The organism is Klebsiella sp. WP8-S18-ESBL-06 (genome assembly GCF_014169755.1).
Classification (GTDB): Bacteria; Pseudomonadota; Gammaproteobacteria; order Enterobacterales; family Enterobacteriaceae; genus Kluyvera; species Kluyvera ascorbata_B.
This window is the reverse complement of sequence record NZ_AP022256.1, coordinates 1,049,002-1,068,413: the sequence shown is the minus strand read 5'-3', so window position 1 is coordinate 1,068,413 and position 19,412 is coordinate 1,049,002. Positions and strand designations below refer to the sequence as shown.

At 59.5% G+C, this 19,412-nt stretch carries 10 protein-coding genes and 1 riboswitch; of the genes, 2 read left to right on the top strand and 8 right to left on the bottom strand.

The genetic code is table 11. From position 1 onward, the window contains the following. Both cbiB and H7R76_RS05110 read right to left on the bottom strand, forming a co-directional pair. A complete protein-coding gene (cbiB, locus tag H7R76_RS05115) occupies window positions 1–960 on the bottom strand; it encodes an adenosylcobinamide-phosphate synthase CbiB (RefSeq protein WP_182967136.1) in 960 nt (319 codons plus the stop codon). Next, window positions 957–2,330 (bottom strand): cobyrinic acid a,c-diamide synthase CobB, encoded by a 1,374-nt coding sequence (locus H7R76_RS05110; RefSeq protein WP_106925950.1) that lies wholly within the window; start codon window positions 2,328–2,330, stop codon window positions 957–959. Before H7R76_RS05110 ends, cbiB begins: the two co-directional genes overlap by 4 nt. Window positions 2,331–2,426: 96 nt before the next feature. After that, window positions 2,427–2,604: riboswitch (cobalamin riboswitch) on the bottom strand. Between the two features lie 133 nt (window positions 2,605–2,737). Between H7R76_RS05110 and H7R76_RS05105 the strand changes: the two genes are divergently transcribed. Continuing rightward, window positions 2,738–3,607: an L-threonine kinase gene (locus tag H7R76_RS05105; protein ID WP_182967134.1), complete on the top strand. Its 870-nt coding sequence runs from the start codon at window positions 2,738–2,740 to the stop codon at window positions 3,605–3,607. Here H7R76_RS05105 and cobD read toward each other — a convergent pair. Both cobD and amiC read right to left on the bottom strand, forming a co-directional pair. After that, window positions 3,592–4,668, bottom strand: a complete 1,077-nt coding sequence (gene cobD, locus H7R76_RS05100) for a threonine-phosphate decarboxylase CobD (protein WP_182967132.1) — start codon at window positions 4,666–4,668, stop codon at window positions 3,592–3,594. The genes H7R76_RS05105 and cobD overlap by 16 nt on opposite strands. A gap of 6 nt (window positions 4,669–4,674) precedes the next feature. Continuing rightward, entirely contained in the window at window positions 4,675–5,925 is a 1,251-nt protein-coding gene (gene amiC, locus H7R76_RS05095; RefSeq protein ID WP_106925944.1) for an N-acetylmuramoyl-L-alanine amidase AmiC, read from the bottom strand. Window positions 5,926–6,154: 229 nt separating this feature from the next. Between amiC and argA the strand changes: the two genes are divergently transcribed. Continuing rightward, window positions 6,155–7,486: an amino-acid N-acetyltransferase gene (gene argA, locus H7R76_RS05090; RefSeq protein ID WP_106925942.1), complete on the top strand. Its 1,332-nt coding sequence runs from the start codon at window positions 6,155–6,157 to the stop codon at window positions 7,484–7,486. A gap of 136 nt (window positions 7,487–7,622) precedes the next feature. On the opposite strand, the gene recD is transcribed toward argA, so the two are convergent. The 4 genes from recD to recC all read right to left on the bottom strand — a co-directional run bounded on the left by recD (window position 7,623) and on the right by recC (window position 19,408). After that, window positions 7,623–9,461: an exodeoxyribonuclease V subunit alpha gene (recD, locus tag H7R76_RS05085; RefSeq protein WP_106925940.1), complete on the bottom strand. Its 1,839-nt coding sequence runs from the start codon at window positions 9,459–9,461 to the stop codon at window positions 7,623–7,625. Beyond that, window positions 9,458–13,003 carry an exodeoxyribonuclease V subunit beta gene (gene recB, locus H7R76_RS05080; protein ID WP_106925938.1) on the bottom strand — a complete coding sequence of 1,182 codons (3,546 nt, stop codon included), beginning with the start codon at window positions 13,001–13,003 and terminating at the stop codon, window positions 9,458–9,460. Before recB ends, recD begins: the two co-directional genes overlap by 4 nt. Continuing rightward, window positions 13,000–15,882: a pitrilysin gene (ptrA, locus tag H7R76_RS05075; RefSeq protein ID WP_182967129.1), complete on the bottom strand. Its 2,883-nt coding sequence runs from the start codon at window positions 15,880–15,882 to the stop codon at window positions 13,000–13,002. Before ptrA ends, recB begins: the two co-directional genes overlap by 4 nt. Window positions 15,883–16,036: 154 nt before the next feature. Beyond that, window positions 16,037–19,408, bottom strand: a complete 3,372-nt coding sequence (gene recC, locus H7R76_RS05070; protein ID WP_182967127.1) for an exodeoxyribonuclease V subunit gamma — start codon at window positions 19,406–19,408, stop codon at window positions 16,037–16,039. Window positions 19,409–19,412: the final 4 nt, after the last annotated feature.

The following is a 19,412-nucleotide window of genomic DNA, read 5'->3' as shown; positions in this document are numbered from 1 at the left end:
TCAGGCCACGCCGATAAGCCAGAACCTGACCGCCATAAACAGCAGCAGGGCCAGCGTTGACGCTACCCACATCAGTCGAATCGTTCGGGAAATATCATCAATGGCAATCGGGCGATGCGCGTCGCCAATCCACGGCTTGTTCACCCGCTCGCCAAAATAGTCGTTAGGGCCGCCAAGACGGATGCCCAGCGCCCCGGCGACGGTCGCTTCAGACCAGGCGCAGTTGGGGCTGCTGTGGTTTTTACGGTCGCGCCAGCCGATACGCAGCGCGCGCGCGCCATTATCGCGGCAGAGAAAGGCGGCAAGGCCAATCAGCAGCCAGCTCAGACGCGCGGGAATGAAGTTCGCCACGTCGTCGAGGCGTGCGCTGACCATGCCAATTGCCCGGTATTTTTCGTGCTTGTAACCCACCATCGAGTCGAGGGTGTTCACCGCTTTGTAGGCCATCGCCAGCGGCGCGCCGCCGAGCAACAGGAAGAAGAGCGGCGCGATAATGCCGTCGACGGTGTTTTCCGCCACCGTCTCCACCACCGCGCGGTTGATCTGTTCCGGCTGTAGCTGTGAGGTATCGCGCCCGACAATCCACGACAGCTTGATACGGCTTTCGGCAAGATCGCCTGCCCGCAGCGGACGTTCGACCGCCTGCGCCGACTGCGCCAGGCAGCGCCCGGCCAGCACCGTGAAAATCATCCACACCTCAACGCCAAAACCCAGCCACGGATGCACGCTCGCGGCGAGGTGCAGCACGCCCCAGGCAACGGCGTAACTCAGCCCCACTACCACCAACCACATCACCCCGCCGCCAATACGCAGCGCAAGGTCGGTATGACACATCCTGCGCACCGCGCGCTGCACGGCGTTAATCAGGTTGCCTATCCAGCGCACTGGATGCGGCCAGCTGTGCGGGTCGCCGATGATGAAATCAAGCCCCCAGGCCAGGCACCAGGCCAGCAGCGTCATTGGGCACTCCTTGCGGCGGCAAACCAGTGGTTCAGCATCGACGGGTTCTGAGCAAAATGGAGATGCAGGTAGCTGGCAAAAGTATTGCCACGTTGCCAGCCACCGGCCCACTGCTGGAGCACCGCGCCGTCGCGGGTTTTACGGCACGCCATCACCGCAGGCGTCTGGGCGGTAAAATCGGAATAGTGGAATTCGTGGCCGCGCAGCACGTCGCCGGGAGCAGCGAGCAGCGTTGGCTGCTGCGCCTGCGCTTCGCAGTAGCCAAAGCGGGTCAGCCGGGAGCCCATTTTGCTGTGGCCGGGCAGAATATCGGCCATTGCGTAGGTATCACCGTTCTTATCTTCCAGCGTGGTGCCAAGGTACATCAGGCCGCCGCATTCGGCGTAAATCGCCACGCCGCGCTCGTGCGCCGCGCGCAGCTGCGTCAGCATTGGCTGGTTATCTGCAAGGGCACGGGCGTGCAGTTCCGGGTAACCGCCGCCGAGCCAGATCATCTGGCAATCGGGCAGCACCGCGTCATGCAGCGGGCTAAAGCGCACAATCTTCACGCCAGCACGCAGCAGCAGTGCCAGATTGTCCGGGTAGTAGAAGTTGAAGGCTTCATCATCGGCAAGGGCGAGCGTCAGCCCCGCGCCGGAGTCCGGCATGGGCGGCCATTGGCCGGAAGGTAAAGTGCGCAATGCGCTCAGTTCAAGCAGACGATCGGCATCCAGCGTTCGCTCCAGCACGGTAGCAAAGTCTTGCCATGGCCCATTGTCGAGCGCCGATTCTCGGGCAGTGACCAGCCCAAGATGGCGCTCCGGCAACGATACGCCGTCCACGTGCGGCACATAGCCCAGCACAGGAAGGCCGCAGTAGCGTTCAATGGCGTGCTTAAGCAGCTGGAAGTGGCCCTCGCTGTTGACGCGATTCACGATGACGCCAGCGATATTCAAGCGGGGATCGAAGTGCTGAAACCCCATCACCGTCGCGGCAATAGAAGTCGAAACCGCCTTACCATCCACCAGCAGAATCACCGGACAGCCCAGCTGTTTCGCCATCGCCGCGCTGCTGCAATAATCAGGGTCGGTGCCGTAGCCATCGTAAAGGCCCATGACGCCTTCAATGACGGCAACATCGGCCTGCTGCATATGTTCGCAGAACAGCGCATTAAGCGTGGGGGCAGGCAGCATATAGCTGTCGAGATTATGGGAGGTAACGCCGCTAAGGGCGCTGTGCCAGCCGGTATCAAGGTAGTCCGGCCCGACTTTGTAAGGCTGAACCCGCAGGCCGCGTCGCTGTAACAGCGTAAGCAGACCCAGCGTTACCGTGGTTTTACCACAGCCGCTGCCGGTCCCGGCGAGAACAAATGCGTGCTGTCTGGCTGCCATACCCTGACCCTATGCAGGGTGGTCATCGGGTATAGCCGTGCGTGCGCCCGGTCCGGAGACCGTTCGACTCAAAGCAACCCACTTCCCACCGAAGTTGTTGTTAATGGCCAACAGGCAGGTCTTCTGGCTTAGCGTCATCCTCGCCCGTCCTTCCCGATCTGTCGATCAGTGGTGTGTACGGGGTTGTCAGCATCACAGCAGCGGGGGCTGCGGAGGGTTTACACCTCCTTCCCTGGCACATAATCTATGCCAAACCTGTTGGTTGCAGATTTATACCGGCACGTCGGCCCGCATAAAATAAAAACAGGTTACTCTAGCGCCGCAAAAGAAGGATTTCGTTGCGCTATGACAATACCGGCAGATTTATTTACGGTAGTTATATTTCGTTCGGCAAAGCAAGGAAAATCATGAGCGTGGCGCGCTGTCCCGCCTCCTGTGGGGAACTTATTCAGGGCTGGATTCTCGGCAGTGAGAAGCTGGTTTCTTGCCCGATTGACTGGTACAGCACGGTGGAAGTGCGCGACGGAACGCCGCTTGCCGACGAGCGCCCCCTGGCGCGGGCGATGCTCAACCGGCTGCTAGCCCAGTTGGGCTATCCACAGGCGCTAAGCCGTTCGCTGCGCATAGAGATTCACTCAACGATTCCGTTGGCTAAGGGAATGGCCAGCAGCACCGCCGATATCGCCGCTACCGCCGTTGCCGCCGCGCATCATCTGGGCCAGACGCTCAGCGAATCGGCGCTCGCCGCGCTATGCGTTTCGCTGGAGCCGACGGACAGCACGCTATTTTGTGCCCCCACCCTGTTCGATCATCATCACGCGCGCACGCAAATTGCCTGCCAGCCCGCGCCGCATTTCGACCTTCTGGTACTGGAAAGCCCGCTACGGCTTCGCACCGTCGACTATCACCGATTACCCCGCCAGGCGGTGCTGGAGGCAAACGCCGGGGTGCTCGATCTGGCATGGGAAAAAGTGCAAAGCGCCTGCAGACGTCAGGATGCTGGCCTGCTGGGCGAAGCGGCGACGCTCAGCGCCACCGCCAGCCAGACTCTGCTGCCCAAGCGGGGGTTTGCGGCGCTGCTGGCACTGGTTGAATCATGCGGCCTGTATGGCCTGAACGTAGCGCACAGCGGCAGCGTTGTCGGGTTGATGCTCGACCGCCGCCGTCACGATGTAGAGTATCTGCGCTGGGCGCTGGGGCAACGTTCGTTAGCGGCGCACTGGCCGCAGCTGCATCTGCGAAAGTCGGTATCGGGTGGCGTTCAGCTCAGTACCTGACTCAGCGCCGCCAGCAGCCGCTGGTTTTCTTCGGCGCTGCGGATGGCCACCCTGAAGTAGCGCCCGTCGAGCCCCGGGTAGTTAGCGCAGCTGCGAATTAAAATCTGCTGTTCCAGCAGCGCGTATTGCAGCTCAAGGTCGGGGCGCTCGCAGCGCAGAAACAGGTAATTGGCTCGCCCGGGGTAAACCGTGATCCCGTCAATCTTACTGAGCGCACGGTAAAAGCGCGCCCCTTCATCGGCCAACCAGCGGCGAGTGGCCTGCTGGTAGGCGCTATCGTTGAGAATCACCTCGCCGGCCAGCGCGGCGAACGCATTGATTGACCACGGCATCTGCCGCTGGCGCAGCCTTGCGACCGCCCGTTCATCGCCGTTGAGCAGGTAGCCAAGGCGCAGGCCGGGAATAGCATAGAATTTGGTCAGTGAACGCAGCACCCAGACGTGGGGATACTCCGCCAGTAGAGGAATAAATCCCGGCGCATCGGGGATAAAATCAAGGAAGGCTTCGTCGAGAATCAGCGCGATGTCCAGCGCTCGGCAGCGTTCAGCAATGGCCGTCAATAGCGTGTGCTCCGGCATCAGCCCGGTTGGATTGTTAGGCGTGCAGAGAAACAGGCAGTCGAGTTCAGCCGTCAGCGCCGGGAGAATCGCCTCGCTCAGCTGCCAGCCGTCCTCTTCGCGCAGGTAAAACGTGTCGATAACGCAACCCTGCGTTTCCAGCGCGCGACGATATTCGGCGAACCCAGGCGCAACCACCATCGCCCGGCGCGGCTGCAGACCGTTGACGAGGGTAAAAATAGATTCCGTCTCGCCGTTACCTGCGAGAATCCACGTTGCCGGAACCCCGTGATGTGCCGCTAGCGCCTGATGCAGCTGCTGATACTCAACGTCGGGATAGCGTTCCGTACAGCTTAGCTGAGCCACAATGGCCTGTTTTAAGCTCTCGGGCATACCCAGCGGATTAATGTTGGCACTGAAATCCAGCAGCTGGTCAGCGGCGACACCCATCAGCGCAGCCGCTTCACGCGTATTCCCGCCGTGGGCGCATTTCAGACGCGACATGGCAAGTTACCCGCGCCGCGCAAGGGTCGCGCCGTCGGCGAAGTAGGCTTTGATCCCGGCAAGGATGGATTCGGCCACTTCCTGCTGGAATTTGGCGGTCTTCAGCTTGCGCTCCTCTTCAACGTTACTGATAAATGCAGTTTCGACGAGGATCGATGGAATATCCGGTGCTTTCAGCACCGCAAAGCCTGCCTGCTCAACCTGGTTTTTATGCAGATTGTTAATCTGCCCCATCTTCTTGAGCACCGCTTTACCGAATTTCAGGCTGTCGGCAATGGTCAGCGACTGCACCATATCAAACATGGTGTGGTCAACGTAACGGTCGCCGCTCTTGCTCACCCCGCCGATCAAATCCGAGGCGTTCTGGGTCTGCGCGAGATATTTCGCCGCCGTACTGGTGGCCCCCTTAGTGGAGAGCGCAAACACCGACGAGCCGCTCGGCTGACGGCTGGTGAAGGCATCCGCATGAATCGACACGAACAGGTCGGCGCGCTGCTTTTGCGCCTTCGCCACCCGCACCCTCAGCGGAATAAAGATATCTTCATTGCGCGTCATGTAGGCTTTCATATTGCCTTCTTTCTCAATCAGCGCGCGCAGGCGACGGGCAATTTGCAGCACCACGTCCTTTTCCCGCGTTTTATACAGCCCCACCGCACCCGAGTCTTCGCCGCCGTGACCCGGGTCAAGCATGATAACGATTGGCCGGTCGCGTCCGGCTTTCCCCGGCTGAGGCCCGCTCTGCGCAGGCGGTACCTGCTTTTCGAGGCCGTCTTTATTGTACTCTTCCAGCAGCGCCAGCAGCGGATCCTGCACATCGTTGCTGTTGGCCGGGTAAAGATCCATCACCAGACGCTCTTTGAAGCTGGCGACCGGCGCCAGGGCAAACAGCTGCGGTTTGACGTCCTGCTTAAGCTCAAACACCATGCGCACCGTCTGCGGGTCAAACTGCCCCACGCGCGCGGATTTAATAAACGGATCGTCGCCGCGGATCTGCGCGGCCATCCCTTTCAGCACCGAGTTAAGATTCACCCCTTCGAGATCGACCACCAGGCGATCCGGGTTGCTTAACGCAAACTGCCGGTACTTGAGCACGCGGTTGGATTCCACCGTAACGCGCGTGTAGCTGGACGCAGGCCAGATGCGGACCGCCACCACCTGACTGACGGCAGCAAAACCAACCTGACTGACACTTAGCAACCACATGGCGCCCGCCCCTTTTAACAGGCGGCGACGACTCAAAGACTGACTTCCGGACATGCTCCATCCCAGGCAAAAAAAGACGATTGTAATTTACGCATAATACGATTGACCGAAAACTCTAACCAATGAGGGATAAACTGTCATCTATAAAAGGGTAAACATTCGTTGGTTAAGCGAAATTCGACGCGAATTTTTGCCATCCTGAGGTAAATTCCGGCTTGCGTTTAGCGGCAAAACAGAATAAAAATACACTTATTACGAATATTCATGCATTGAGGGTTGCGCCGTGGTGAAGGAACGTAGAACCGAACTGGTCGAGGGGTTTCGTCATTCAGTCCCCTATATTAACGCTCACCGAGGGAAGACGTTTGTCATCATGCTCGGCGGCGAAGCCATTGAGCATGAGAACTTTTCCAGCATTGTCAATGATATAGGTCTACTTCACAGTCTGGGTATTCGCCTGGTGTTGGTGTACGGCGCGCGCCCGCAGATTGATGCGAACCTGGAAGAGCATCACCATCAGCCCACGTATCATAAACATATTCGCGTGACGGATAGCAAAACCCTTGAACTGGTTAAGCAGGCGGCCGGTCAGCTGCAGCTGGATATCACCGCGCGTCTGTCGATGAGCCTGAATAACACCCCGCTGCAGGGGGCACACATCAACGTGGTGAGCGGTAACTTTATTATCGCGCAGCCGCTTGGCGTGGACGACGGCATTGATTACTGCCACAGCGGGCGTATTCGTCGTATTGATGAAGAAGCCATTCACCGCCAGCTCGATAGCGGCGCGATTGTGCTGATGGGGCCGGTGGCCGTCTCCGTGACCGGCGAAAGCTTTAACCTGACTTCGGAAGAAATTGCCACCCAGCTGGCGATTAAGCTGAAGGCTGAAAAAATGATCGGCTTCTGCTCGTCGCAGGGCGTGTATAACGAAGCGGGCGAAATTGTTCCCGAGCTGTTCCCGAACGAAGCGCAGGCGCGCATCGAAGAGCTGGAGCAGGAAGGCGATTACCTTTCCGGTACCGCGCGCTTCCTGCGCGGCGCGGTGAAAGCCTGCCGCAGCGGCGTACGCCGTAGCCACCTGATAAGCTATCAGGAAGACGGCGCCCTGCTGCAAGAGCTGTTCTCCCGCGACGGTATTGGTACGCAAATCGTGATGGAGAGCGCCGAGCAAATTCGCCGCGCCACCATTAACGACATCGGCGGTATTCTCGATCTTATCGCCCCGCTGGAGCAGCAGGGTATTCTGGTGCGCCGCTCCCGCGAACAGCTGGAAATGGAGATCGATAAATTCACGATCATTCAGCGTGATAACACCACCATTGCCTGCGCCGCGCTGTATCCGTTCCCGGAAGAAAAAATTGGCGAAATGGCCTGCGTGGCGGTACATCCGGACTACCGCAGTTCATCGCGTGGCGAGGTGCTGCTGGAGCGGATAGCCGCTCAGGCGAAGCAAATGGGGCTGAATCACCTGTTTGTACTGACCACGCGCAGCATTCACTGGTTCCAGGAGCGCGGGTTTAAGCCGGTAGACGTGGAATTGCTGCCGGAAAGTAAGAAACAGCTTTATAACTATCAGCGACGGTCGAAGGTGCTGATGACGGACTTAGCATAGCGGCGCCGAACTGTCCCCTCGCCCCTTTGGGGAGAAGGTTAGGGTGAGGGGAAATTCTGGATCGGCGTTAAACCCTCACCCCAGCCCTCTCCCTTAAAAAGAGAGAGGGGGCACGCCGCGCCCCCTCTTCACCACCCTATTCCATCTCTGCAAAAATCGCCGACAGGCCGCTACGCCGTTCCGTGCGCGTGGCAATCGCCTGCGCCAGCAGGTTTTCATCGGCATACATCGACAGCCGCGATTTTGCGCGGGTAATGGCGGTATACACCAGTTCGCGACTCACCACCGGAACCAGCTGTGTCGGCAGAACCAGCGCCGCGTGCGTGAATTCAGACCCCTGAGATTTATGCACCGTCATCGCCCACGCGGTGTCGTGCTCCGGCAGGCGGCTTGGCTGTACCGACTTAATCGTACCATCCGGCATCGGGAACCAGACGCGCATCCCCTGCCCGCGGTCCAGTGCGATACCTATATCACCGTTGAACAACCCCAGGGCGCTGTCGTTACGGCTGATCATGACCGGGCGACCTTCATACCAGCGCGAATGGCGCTGCGGCACGATCTGACGATGACGGGCCAGCAGTTGCTCAAACTGGGCGTTTAGCCCGCCCACGCCCCACGGCCCTTCGCGTAGCGCGCACAGCAGCTGGTACTCACCAAAGGCCGCCAGCACTTCTGCCGGGTCGGCCTGCTCGCGCAGTCGCTGTAAATAGTGACCGTAGCCGGCGCGTGCATCATCGAGCATCGCGGCATAATCATCCGTCGAGCGCAGCGGTTTCAGTTCGATATCGTGAAAACCACGGGCGAAGACTTCACCGACGGCGTTCTTGTCGCCTCGGTTCACCGCGCCGGCCAGTTGCCCGATACCTGAATCACTGCCAAAACGGTAGCTGGTTCGCAGCAGGCACAGGCTGTCACGCAGTGCGCCGGCGACCGGACCGTCGCCCGCCGGGACCGTCGCCCCCACCAGACGGCTCAGCTGTGCCGCTCGTTCGGCGGTATACCCCGCGCTGACCCAGCTACAGATATCGCCCAGCACGGCCCCCGCCTCAACCGATGCCAGCTGGTCGCGGTCGCCGAGGAAAATCACCCGCCCATGCGACGGCAGCGCGTCAATCAGCCGCGCCATCATCGGCAGGTCAATCATCGACGCTTCGTCGACAACCAGCACGTCAAGGTGCAGCGGGTTACCCGCGTGATAGCGCATCTTCTGGCTGCCGGGCTGCGCGCCCAGCAGACGGTGCAGCGTACTGGCTTCCGTCGGTAGCATCGCCTTTTGCGCCTCATTCAGGGCGAGCTTGCGCAGCGCCGCGCCAAGGGACTCGGTTAATCTTGCCGCCGCTTTACCGGTTGGCGCCGCTAAGCGGATACGGCATTTTTCGCCCCCAGCCATCTGCACCAGCGCCGCCAGCAATTTGGCTACCGTCGTGGTTTTACCGGTGCCCGGCCCGCCGGAAATCACCGAAATACGCCGCGTCAGCGCCACGGCGGCAGCGACTTTTTGCCAGTCGACGCTTTCGCTCGCGGGAAATAGCGCGTTCAGCGTTGCGTTAAGCTGCGCGTCGTCCACTGCGAACGGCAGTTGGGTATCGTTGAAGAAGCGCGCGACCGTCAGCTCATTACGCCACATGCGGTTAAGGTACAGGCGATCGCGGCTGAGGATCAGCGGCGACGGGCGTTCGCCAGCGCTCACCGCCGCCGAGGCCAGCAGCAGCGTGGCCCAATCGTCCGGCGCATCGGCTTCGGCAAACAGCCGTTGCCAGAGTTCGCGCACGCGGCCTTTCGGCTGCGCGACAGGCGTCAGGTGCGACAGCGGCAGGCAAACATGCCCTTCGCCGGTATCACGGCTGAGCATCGCCGCCGCCAGCATCACCGCCGGGTGTTCATCTTGTGCGACCATCAGCGCAAACTGTACGTCCAGCGGGCGAAGCAGCCGTAGTTCCACGGCTTCCAGCAAACGTTGTTCCAGCGTCATGCGTCCATCTCCTCGCCTTCTCCGGCGAACAGCGCATCCATTGCTGCGATCAGCGCCGGGTCAGGTCGGGTGGTAAAAATCCCCTGCTGCCCCGCGTCGCCGTTAACGCCGCGCAGGAACAGGTAAATAACGCCGCCAAAGTGGCGTTCATAGTCATAGTCGGCAAGGCGGTGGCGCAGATAGCGGTGCAGCGCCAGGCTATAGAGCTGATACTGCAAATCGTAGCGATGCGATTGCATGGCCTCCGCCATCGCCTGCTGGGTGTAGGCTTCGCCGCTTTCCCCGAGCCAGTTGGATTTGTAGTCCAGCAGGTAATAGCGCCCGTCGTGGCGGAAAACCAGGTCGATAAAGCCTTTCAGCATGCCGCGTACCTGGCGGAAGTCCAGCGTTGGGCAGCCTGCCGAGAGAGGATCATAGCGGCGGGTTAAGGCATCCAGCGCCAGCGGATCAAGCGGGCGGCTTATCGGCAGATAGAACTCCATTTCAACCTGTTTTTGCTTTGCACTCAATTGATTGAGCGCAATGCCCGTATCCGCCAGCGGAGCGGCCAGCACCTGAGAAATCCACGCCGTCAGTACCGGCTCCCACTCTTCGCCAAAACCGTTGCTTTGCAGTTTTTCCGCCATCCATTCCGCTGAAATGGGCTGAGTGAAGTCGAGGTCTTCAAACAGACTGTGCAGGAAGGTGCCCGGCGATGCACCCCGCGGGAAATTATGCGGCGTCAGCAGCTGCTCCGGCGGCGTTTCTGCCGTGCCCGCAGCATCAATATCCAGCCTCGGCAGCAGATCCTGCGCCACGCTGTGACCACGCTGCTGAAGGCCGGAATAGCTGGTCACCCGCCAGTCGTCCACGACGCGACGCAGCACCTGCCGCGCCGCCAGTTCAGGTGCGGGTGCTTGTGTCGCCTGCCAGCGCTCGCCGTTCGGCGGCGTCGCGAGCGTCAGCGCAATATGTTCATCGCACAGCGCGCGCAGACACGCCTCCAGGCCAGCGGCATCCCGCACTTCACCTTTCTGCATCAGCCTTCCCGGCGCGCTGTGGTGTAATTCGGAATCCGTGGGTTTATCGCTGCGTCGCGCGGTCAGCGGCGCGAGCCCCAGGCTGCAGTGCCAGACCGCTCGGGTTAAGGCGACGTACAGCAAACGCAGATCTTCAGCCAGACGCTCGGCCTCCGCCAGTTCAAGGCTTTCATCGCTTTCGTTGAGATCCAGCACCGCCGCGAACGATTCCCGGTCGTGATAAAACGCCTGCTTCTCTTTACGGAAGCGAGCGATAAACGGCAGCCACACCAGGGGATATTCCAGCCCTTTCGATTTGTGGATAGTGACTATCTGCACCAGGTGCTTGTCGCTCTCCAGACGCATCTGCTGACTGGACGCATTGGTATCCGGTTCCGCAATCTGCTGGTTCAGCCAGCGCACCAGCGCGTGCTCGCTCTCCAGTGCGCTCGCCGCCTCCTGCAGTAATTCACTCAGGTGCAGAATATCCGTTAAGCGCCGCTCACCGCCGTGGGTCGCCAGCAGATTTTCTGCCAGCGAACGCGCGCTCATCAACGCGCGAATCATCGGCATCACGCCGCGCCGCTGCCAGATAAGCCGGTAATCGCTGAACTCTTCAACCAGCGCATCCCAGGCCTGTTCATCCTGATTTAACCGTTCGATATCCCGCGCGTTGAGGCCAAACATTGCCGTCGCCAGCGCGCTGCGCAGCGTATTTTCACGCTCCGGCGTCAGCACCGCCTGCAGCACCCACAGCAGCTCCTGGGCTTCCGGGGTTTCAAACACGCTGTCGCGGTTGGAGAGATAGACCGACGGGATCGCCAGCGCGTTGAGCGCATCGCGAACCAGCGATGCCTCCTGGCGGTTACGCACCAGCACCGTAATATCCGAAGCCTGCACCGGGCGGGCGCTGTCACCGCGCCACAGCAGGGCCGTGCCGCGCTGGCCACCGTCCAGCCAGTCGCGAATCTGCGCCGCGCACTGCTGAGCCATAAAGTTCTGGTAGTCCCCCGCGCTAACGCCTTCGCCGGGCATCAGCCATAGGTTCATGGCCGGCTGATTTTCGCCGTCAAACTCAAAGCGCAGCGAGGCATTTTTCGCCGCCGACTTCACCGGCTGAAACGGAATATCACGGAACATGAAGGGGTTATCAACCAGCCCGAACAGGCGGTTGACGCTCGCCACCATGCCCGGCGCGGAACGCCAGTTGGTGTCGAGCGTGTAATGGGCGGCCACGTCGCTGCGTGCCCGCATGTAGGTAAAGATGTCCGCGCCGCGGAAGGCGTAAATCGCCTGCTTCGGGTCACCGATCAGCAGCAGCGCGGTGTCCGGCTGCTGACGCCAGATACGGCGAAAAATACGGTACTGCTGCGGGTCGGTATCCTGGAATTCATCGATCATTGCTACCGGGAAACGCTGACGGATAGCGGCAGCCAGCGCCTCGCCGCTTTCACTCTCCAGCGCTTCATCCAGGCGGCTTAGCATGTCGTCAAAGCCCAGTTCACCGCGGCGGCGTTTCTCACGAGCGACCGCTTCACGAATCTCTTTCATCGCCTGGGCGATGACCAAATCGTTCAGCGTCAGCGGCGACTCAAGCAGGCGCTCAATAGCACTGAACAGGGGGTGGACGGGAACCTTGCCGCCGGCTTTGGTGCGCTCGGCGAGGAACGACTGGCTGAATTTTTCCAGCGCGTCGGGCAATTGGTAGGTTTTGCTCTCTTCCTGCGCCCAGTTGCTGATCTTATCGATCCACTTTCCCTGGTTGCCACGGTTGAACTTGCGGCGATCGAGATCCGATCCTTCCAGCAGCGGCTCCAGCTCACCTACCGCCGCCAGCCACTGCTGTTTGATAGCGTTGATGTGCTCGAGGATCTGCTGATGCCGTGATGCCAGCGTTTCTGTCGTACTCAGCGGCATCTTCAGCTGCGGCGCTTCCCCTTGCAGGTAGCGGTCAATCGATTTCAGCAGATCCTGCGGCCCTTTCCACGACTCGACAATCACCTGTGCAATATCGCGGTTCAGCGGGTAGCAATGACGTCGCCAGAAGTCGGCGCAGGCCTGATAGCGTAGCTGGGATTCATCCTCAATCAGCTGCTGCTCGAACAGCATGCCCGATTCAAACGCGTTGAGACTGAGCATTCGCTGGCAGAAACCGTGGATGGTAAACACCGCTGCGTCGTCCATCTGCCGCTCGGCCAGCAGCAGCACGTTGGCCGCCTGCTGGCGGTCATCGATTTCCGCCAGCAGGCTGGCGTAGAGCGGGTTATCGGTGGCGTTGCGCAGGCAGGCGACGCGCAGCTCGTGAATATTGCTGCGAATGCGCCCACGCAGTTCTTCGGTTGCCGCTTCGGTAAAGGTGACGACCAGCAGCTCTTCGACGTTAACCTGCCGGGGAAAGGCGGCTTCTCCGCCCAGCCCCAGCAGCAGCCGCAGATAGAGTGCGGCGATGGTGAAGGTTTTTCCAGTGCCCGCTGAGGCTTCAATCAGGCGCTCACCGTAGAGGGGCAAACGCAGGGGATCAAGGGACTCGGCGGTTTCGGTCATTCGTTCTCTCGTATCGGTAAAGTTTGCTGCAACGCGCTGATGCTTTCCCATGCCTTCCAGCCCTTAGGACGCGCATAGTCCGCTTTGCCGTTCTGGCTACCGGAAACCTGCGAAAGTACCGTCATGCCCTGCGGCGCAACGACCGTCTGGTGGAAGAAATCGGCCAGCTTTTGCGGCGTTAACCGTTTAATCTGGGCCACTACTTTAGCACGTGAATCAAAGGCCATATTACCGCGATCGAAATCTTTGCTCAGTTGCGAGGCTTCATCGCCCAGCGTTTGCGGTGCCTGAAGCATGTCGGCAATCACTGCCTGCTGAATTTGCGCGAACTCTTCCGGCTTCATCACCCTCAGCTTTTGCTCAGCGGTCGGGAAGAAAGCCTTAAAGCGCTGCCATAAAAACGCAGGCTGCTTCTCGTTGCTTTGCAGCAGGAAGCCCATGCCCCACTGGCGACCTATGTTCATTGAGAAAGCAAAGACGGCGTAGCCAAGCTGCTCTTCAGTGCGCAGCTGGTTATAGAACCAGGGCTGAACAATCTGCGCCAGCATCGCGCTGGCAGCCGAGCTGGAGAACTCGTCGACGTTAGGCGGTACAAACACCGCCGCCAGCGCGGAGTCGGTGCTATTACCCGCTTTCTCGATGATAACGTTCTGCTTTTTATCAACCAGTACGTCTTTGTTGCGGCACCACTCGCTGCCGTTAGCACCAAGCTGAGACTGGACCGCACGCGCCAGCGTCGTCGACTGCTCGGCGCTGAGGTTGCCAATCACCATAAACTCCGGCCGGCCGCCGGTTTTCAGGCGATCGCGGTAGGCCACAATATCCTGCAGCGTAATCGACGGTAGCAGCGCTTTACGCTCTTCACGCTGGAAGTACGGCACCTGTGAAATCATCTGTACCGGCATAATCGCCTGTTCATAGGCTTTGCCTTTGTCAGCAGAGTCGAGCATCTGCTTATACCAGGACTTCGCCTGCTCAAGCTGCTCTTCTGTTGCTGCATAGCTGAAGTAGCCCTGCAACAGCGCTTCGAAAAGCTGCGGCAAGCGCTGGGTGTAACCATTGGCATTCAGCATCAGGCCATTATTCGCACCGGTAGAGAAGCTGATGCCGCCCACCGCCGCCTGGTTGCTTAACTGGTCAAGCGCAATGCCCGCCAGATAGTCGTTCAGGGCAAACATCACCTGATTTTTCGCGCTGTCCATCGCCTGCGGGTTACGCAGGATCATGGTGATATCAGCCTTCGGCTCGCTGGCAAAATAGCGGCTCGGCATATAGACCAGGCGCAGGTTGGGCTCATCGACAATAAGCGTTGGGTGCGTAGCGGTCTTTTCGTTTTTAATCAGCGCGAAATCATCCGGAATATACGGGTTCAGCTGCGGTAAATTGAGGGTAATGCCCTCGCCCGCCTTCTGCCATCTGGCAAACGTCTCCGGCGTAATTTTATCCACCTGATAAGGCGCATCAACAAAGTAGGCCACCTTGTTATGCGGCTCTTTCTGGCTGATGTACCAGACTCGCGCATTCTGCGGCGTCATCATCGCCAGACGATCTTTGATTGCCTGTGCGTCGTAGCGATCGGCAATATTGACCGCATCCAGCGTGTGCTGCACCGGCACGCGGATCATGGTATCCGCCAGCCATTCGACATAGTCCATGTCGCGGTTGATTGACGGGTAGCGGAAGTCGAGGTCCAGCACGTGCGCCAGCTCGTCGAAATAGCGTTTATCCACGCCCTTCTGGCGCAGCATCTCAAGGTAGCTAAAGATAGCCGCTACGACTTCATCGCGGTGGGCAAGGCCTTTGTCGGTTAAGGTGGCGGAAATTGCCAGTACGCCGCTGTTGCCGTTCACTACCGGGTCAGAGTCGGCGCGGATCCCTTCCACCAGCCCCTGTTTTTGCAGCCAGTCGGATAGCGTGCCCGGCGTGCGGTTGCCGATAAGATAGGTGATCAGTTCGTCGGTTTTGCTACGGAACTGCGCAGAGTTGTTATCAATACGAAACTCAACGCGCAGCACTTTTCGCGGCAGCGCCGGCACGTAGTGGATAACAATCCCTTTCTGCGCATCGGTGACGACCGGGACGGTAATTTCCGGACGCTCAATCGCTTTATCAGGGACGCGGCCATAGGTCTGCGCGGCGATCTGCGCCAGCTCCGGCAGCGGTTTGTTGCTGTAGATAACCGCCTTCATCAGATTGGCAGAATAGTATTTGTCGCGGAATGCCAGCAGCGATTCGTAAACCGGGCTGCCGGGCTTATCGCTCAGCGTTTCAAGGTTGCCGCCGGAGAAACGCGCCCCCGGATGCGCCGGGTTAATGGTTTCTGCGCTGACTTGCGCCATGCGCATCCCGTCTCGGGTACGCGCCATGGTCAACTCGGCATTCACCGCATTGCGTTCTCGATCGGCGTATTTTTTCTCCAGTAGCGGCGAGGCTATGGCGTCCGCCAGGCGGTCAACGGCTCCCTGGAGTGCATCATTTTCCACTTCAAGATAGAACGCCGTCCGGTACGGCGCGGTGCTGGCATTATGGCTGCCACCGTGCAGCTTGAGAAATTCCGAGAGGCTATCGGGCTGCGGGTAATGCTTTGAGCCCATCAACGTCATATGTTCAAGGAAATGCGCGAGGCCGGGGTGTGCGTCAGGATCTTCCAGCGAACCGACCGGCACCACCAGCGCCGAGAGCGATTTTACCGCCTGAGGATCGGACACCAGCAGCACCACCATGTGGTTATCCAGCGTAATCGCCTGATACTGACGGGTGTCTTTATCACTTTTGCGGATGGTTTCCTGAATCGGCTGCCATCCGGTGTCTGCCTGACCTACGGTCGCCCAAAGGGCGGTAACAAAAACAACGATACTCAACCAGATACTGCGGGGCATTCACGGACCTCACCATTAACAAATACAGCTGAATCTTAATGCTTATGCGGGCAGTTCCTGGCCTGGGCGCTGGCTTTGGCTGGCTGCCACTCATCGGTCCGTGACGCGTTATGCATACTAAATGAACAACTCAGATTGCGCAATTTTTATACAGTCACTGCGATTGATGAAACCGAAACAGCGGCAGCAGATACGGCGTCGTCTGTTCAACTATTGCCTCATACTGCGCGGGTTCCAGGGTACGCCACAGGCGTTGATACCAGACATCGGCCCCTTCGCCGCTCACCACCATATTGCCTTCATACGCCTGCATAAACTTGCTGCGCGCTTTTTGCTGCGTGTCCTCGTCCCTTAAGATGGCACCTTTTTCGGCATCGTAACAGGCTTTTATCCATGCCCCGCCGCTTTCGGGTAAGAACAGCAGCGGCTGGCACATTCCCTGTCGATAACCTTCCACCAGCTGCGAGAGATAGGTTTTCGCCTCATCAATCGCCAACGGTGGGAAGCACCATTCACCTTCTTTACGCAGCAGCAGCCGGCTTTCACCGTTGCCGCCGCTAGCACAGTAGACAAGGTGTTCCAGCCAAAGTTGCATTCCTTGTGCCACGCTAAGCAAAGATGGCCGCCAACGCAACAATCCATTCTCCTGAACCTGTGGTAACCATCCCGTTATGTTAACCCCGTCGCAATCAAGGTCTATTTCCATGCTTTTTCCCACCCGGCGATATTCAATAACCCGCGCAGCCAGTGCGGCCATCTCCTGGCGCTGAGCTTCCCAGGCAATTTCACCGAACGGCCCGTAGGGGAGCTCGCCCGCTGCGCGATAGCGGCGATACATCGGTTCTGCCTCCTGCTCTTCAATCAGGGTATTGAGCAGTTGCTGGTTAAGCTGGTAGCGCGTCAACCCTTCCAGCGTGAACGGCTCGGTATCCGGGATATCGTTCTCCTCGCTGCGGAAATTAACCTGCAGACGCAGTTGGAAGAAGGCGCGAACGGGGTGCTTCCAGAAGCGCTGGAGCTGCTCCAGCGGCAACGTGGTCAGTGCGAGAGGCTCCAGCGGCTGGATAAATTCACCGTGGGCTTCTCCCTGTCGGCCAGCTGCCGCCAGCCACTCACGGGCATAGCTTTGCCGCTCGTTAGCCTGGTAGTTTTCGGCATCAAACGGCATTCGGCTATGCAGGTGCATAATATGCTGCTTCACCCGCCGCTCGCTTTCGTCGCAGTTGAGCGCCTCGTCACCTTCCAGACAGTGGCTCTGGCCGACGTAGTCCAGCAGCTCCTGCACCAGCACCGACGGATAGCGCTCGCTGTTATCCTGAATAGAACGGCCGATATAGCTGATATAGAGCGCTTTTTCCGCCGACATCATCGCTTCAAGGAACAGATATCGGTCATCATCGCGGCGGCTACGGTCACCACGAACCGGTTTCTGACTCATGAGATCAAAGCCCAAAGGAGCCAGCGCGCGTGGATAGATACCGTCATTCATCCCCAGCAGACACACCACCTTGAACGGGATGGAGCGCATCGGCATAAGGGTACAAATATTAATAGGGCCCGCCAGGAATCGCTGGCTGATACGTTCCTGATCGAGGCGCTGCGCCAGTTCGTCTCGCAGCAGCGTCAGCGGCACATCGCCCGCATACTGTGACTGCACGCCTTGGGCAATAATCGCCTGCCACTGCTGTTCAATCAGGGTCAGCGCCGCTTCGGTATCCTGGTCCGGCAGGAAGAAATCATTAAGCATGTCGCGGCATACCGGCAGCCATTCCTCCAGCGAACGCGCCTGCGTCAGCACCTGACGCCAGCGGTTCAGTTGCATCAACAGCGAGGCCAGATGCCCCACCAGCTCGGCAATCAGCCCGCTGGATTCATCGTACGGCAGCACCTCCTGCCACTCCCCCTGGCTGCTCTCCATGGCATAGCCCAGCAGCATGCGCGTCAGACCAAATCGCCACGTGTGCTGCCCGGTTGCCGGCAGGTCCAGCTCGCGTACGTTGTCGTCGTCCATCCCCCAGCGCACGCCGGATTCACTCACCCATTGGCGCAGATGCTGTAGCCCCGCTTCATCAATATTAAAACGCGCCGCCAGCACCGGCACGTCGAGCAGCGCCAGCACGTCTTCGCTGGTAAAGCGGCTGTCCGGTAAGGAGAGCAGCGTAATAAACGCCTGCATCGCCGGATGCGCCTGACGGGCGCGGCGGTCGGAAATAGCGTACGGCAGAAAGCGTTCACCGGTTGCGCTGCCGAACACCGCCTGAATAAATGGGCTGTAGCTGTCGATGTCTGCCACCATCACGATAATGTCGCGCGGCGTCAGCGTCGGGTCGGCCTCAAGCATCGCCAGCAGACGGTCATGCAGCACTTCCACTTCGCGCTGCGGGCTGTGGCAGACGTGGACGGTCAGGCTGCGGTCATCATGGGCCAGCGCGCGCTTGTGACCACTCCACGCAAACTCTTCGGCGGTGCGCCCGGCTACGGCGCTATTTTTGAGTTCCAGCACATCGTACTGAAGGTTGTGCAGCAGGTTATCCGGCTCAATGTCAACGAAGGCGTCCAGCTCCTGATAACGCTCCAGCCCCGCCAGCAGATAAATATAGTCGCGCCCCAGCTTGCCCCAGGAGGCCAGCATCGGGTTGCCGACGTCCTGTTCCCCGTCATCGTTAAACAGCCCCGGTGCGCGGCTGGCATCCTGGAACAACGGCAGCTCGCGCTGTTCGCGGTAATGCCGACGCTGGCGCGCCATCAGGCGGGCAAGAAACGCGGGGTCTTTAATATCGCCCCAGTAGTAACGGCACGGGTTGGTAAACAGAACGTAGATATCAACATGTTTGCCCAACGCCTGTAGCGCATGCAGGTACACCGGCGGCAGCGCGGAGATACCACAGATAAACACCCGTGACGGCAGCCCGGCAGGTGCTTCAGCACTGTTTTCCAGCGTGTCGATAAAGCGCTGATAGAGATTGGCTCGATGCCACTGCGGCTGCCCCAGCGCAGCAGTATGTTCAACCAATGCTTTCCACAGCGGAGCCTGCCACTGCTGCGCCTCGCCGACGCCGTCAACGAATTCACCAGCCTCCCATTGGGTCAGCCACTGCGGTCGATACACCAGATACTGGTCGTAAAGGTCCGCCACGCGGGAAGCCAGCTGGAACAGCTTGCGTTTATCCGCGTCGTCGGTCAGATAGTGGCGCAGCGGCATAAAGGCTTCCTCATCCAGCATGCCCGGCAACAGCGTCATCAGCTTCCAGCTCATGCTCTGTTTGTTAAAGGCGCTTTCGCCTGGAATATCGGGCAACACGCGGGTAAACATGTCCCAGATAAAGCTCGCGGGCAGCGGGAAATCGATGTTGGCGGCAATGCCAAATCGCTGAGAAAGCGTCATCTGGAGCCACTGCGCCATACCGGTGCTCTGCACGAGGATCATTTCAGGCTCGAAGGGGTCAGCCAGCCGGTCCTGCTCAACGATAAATTCCATTAGCGCTTCCAGCACGTCCAGACGGTTGGAGTGGTAGACCCTTAACATATTC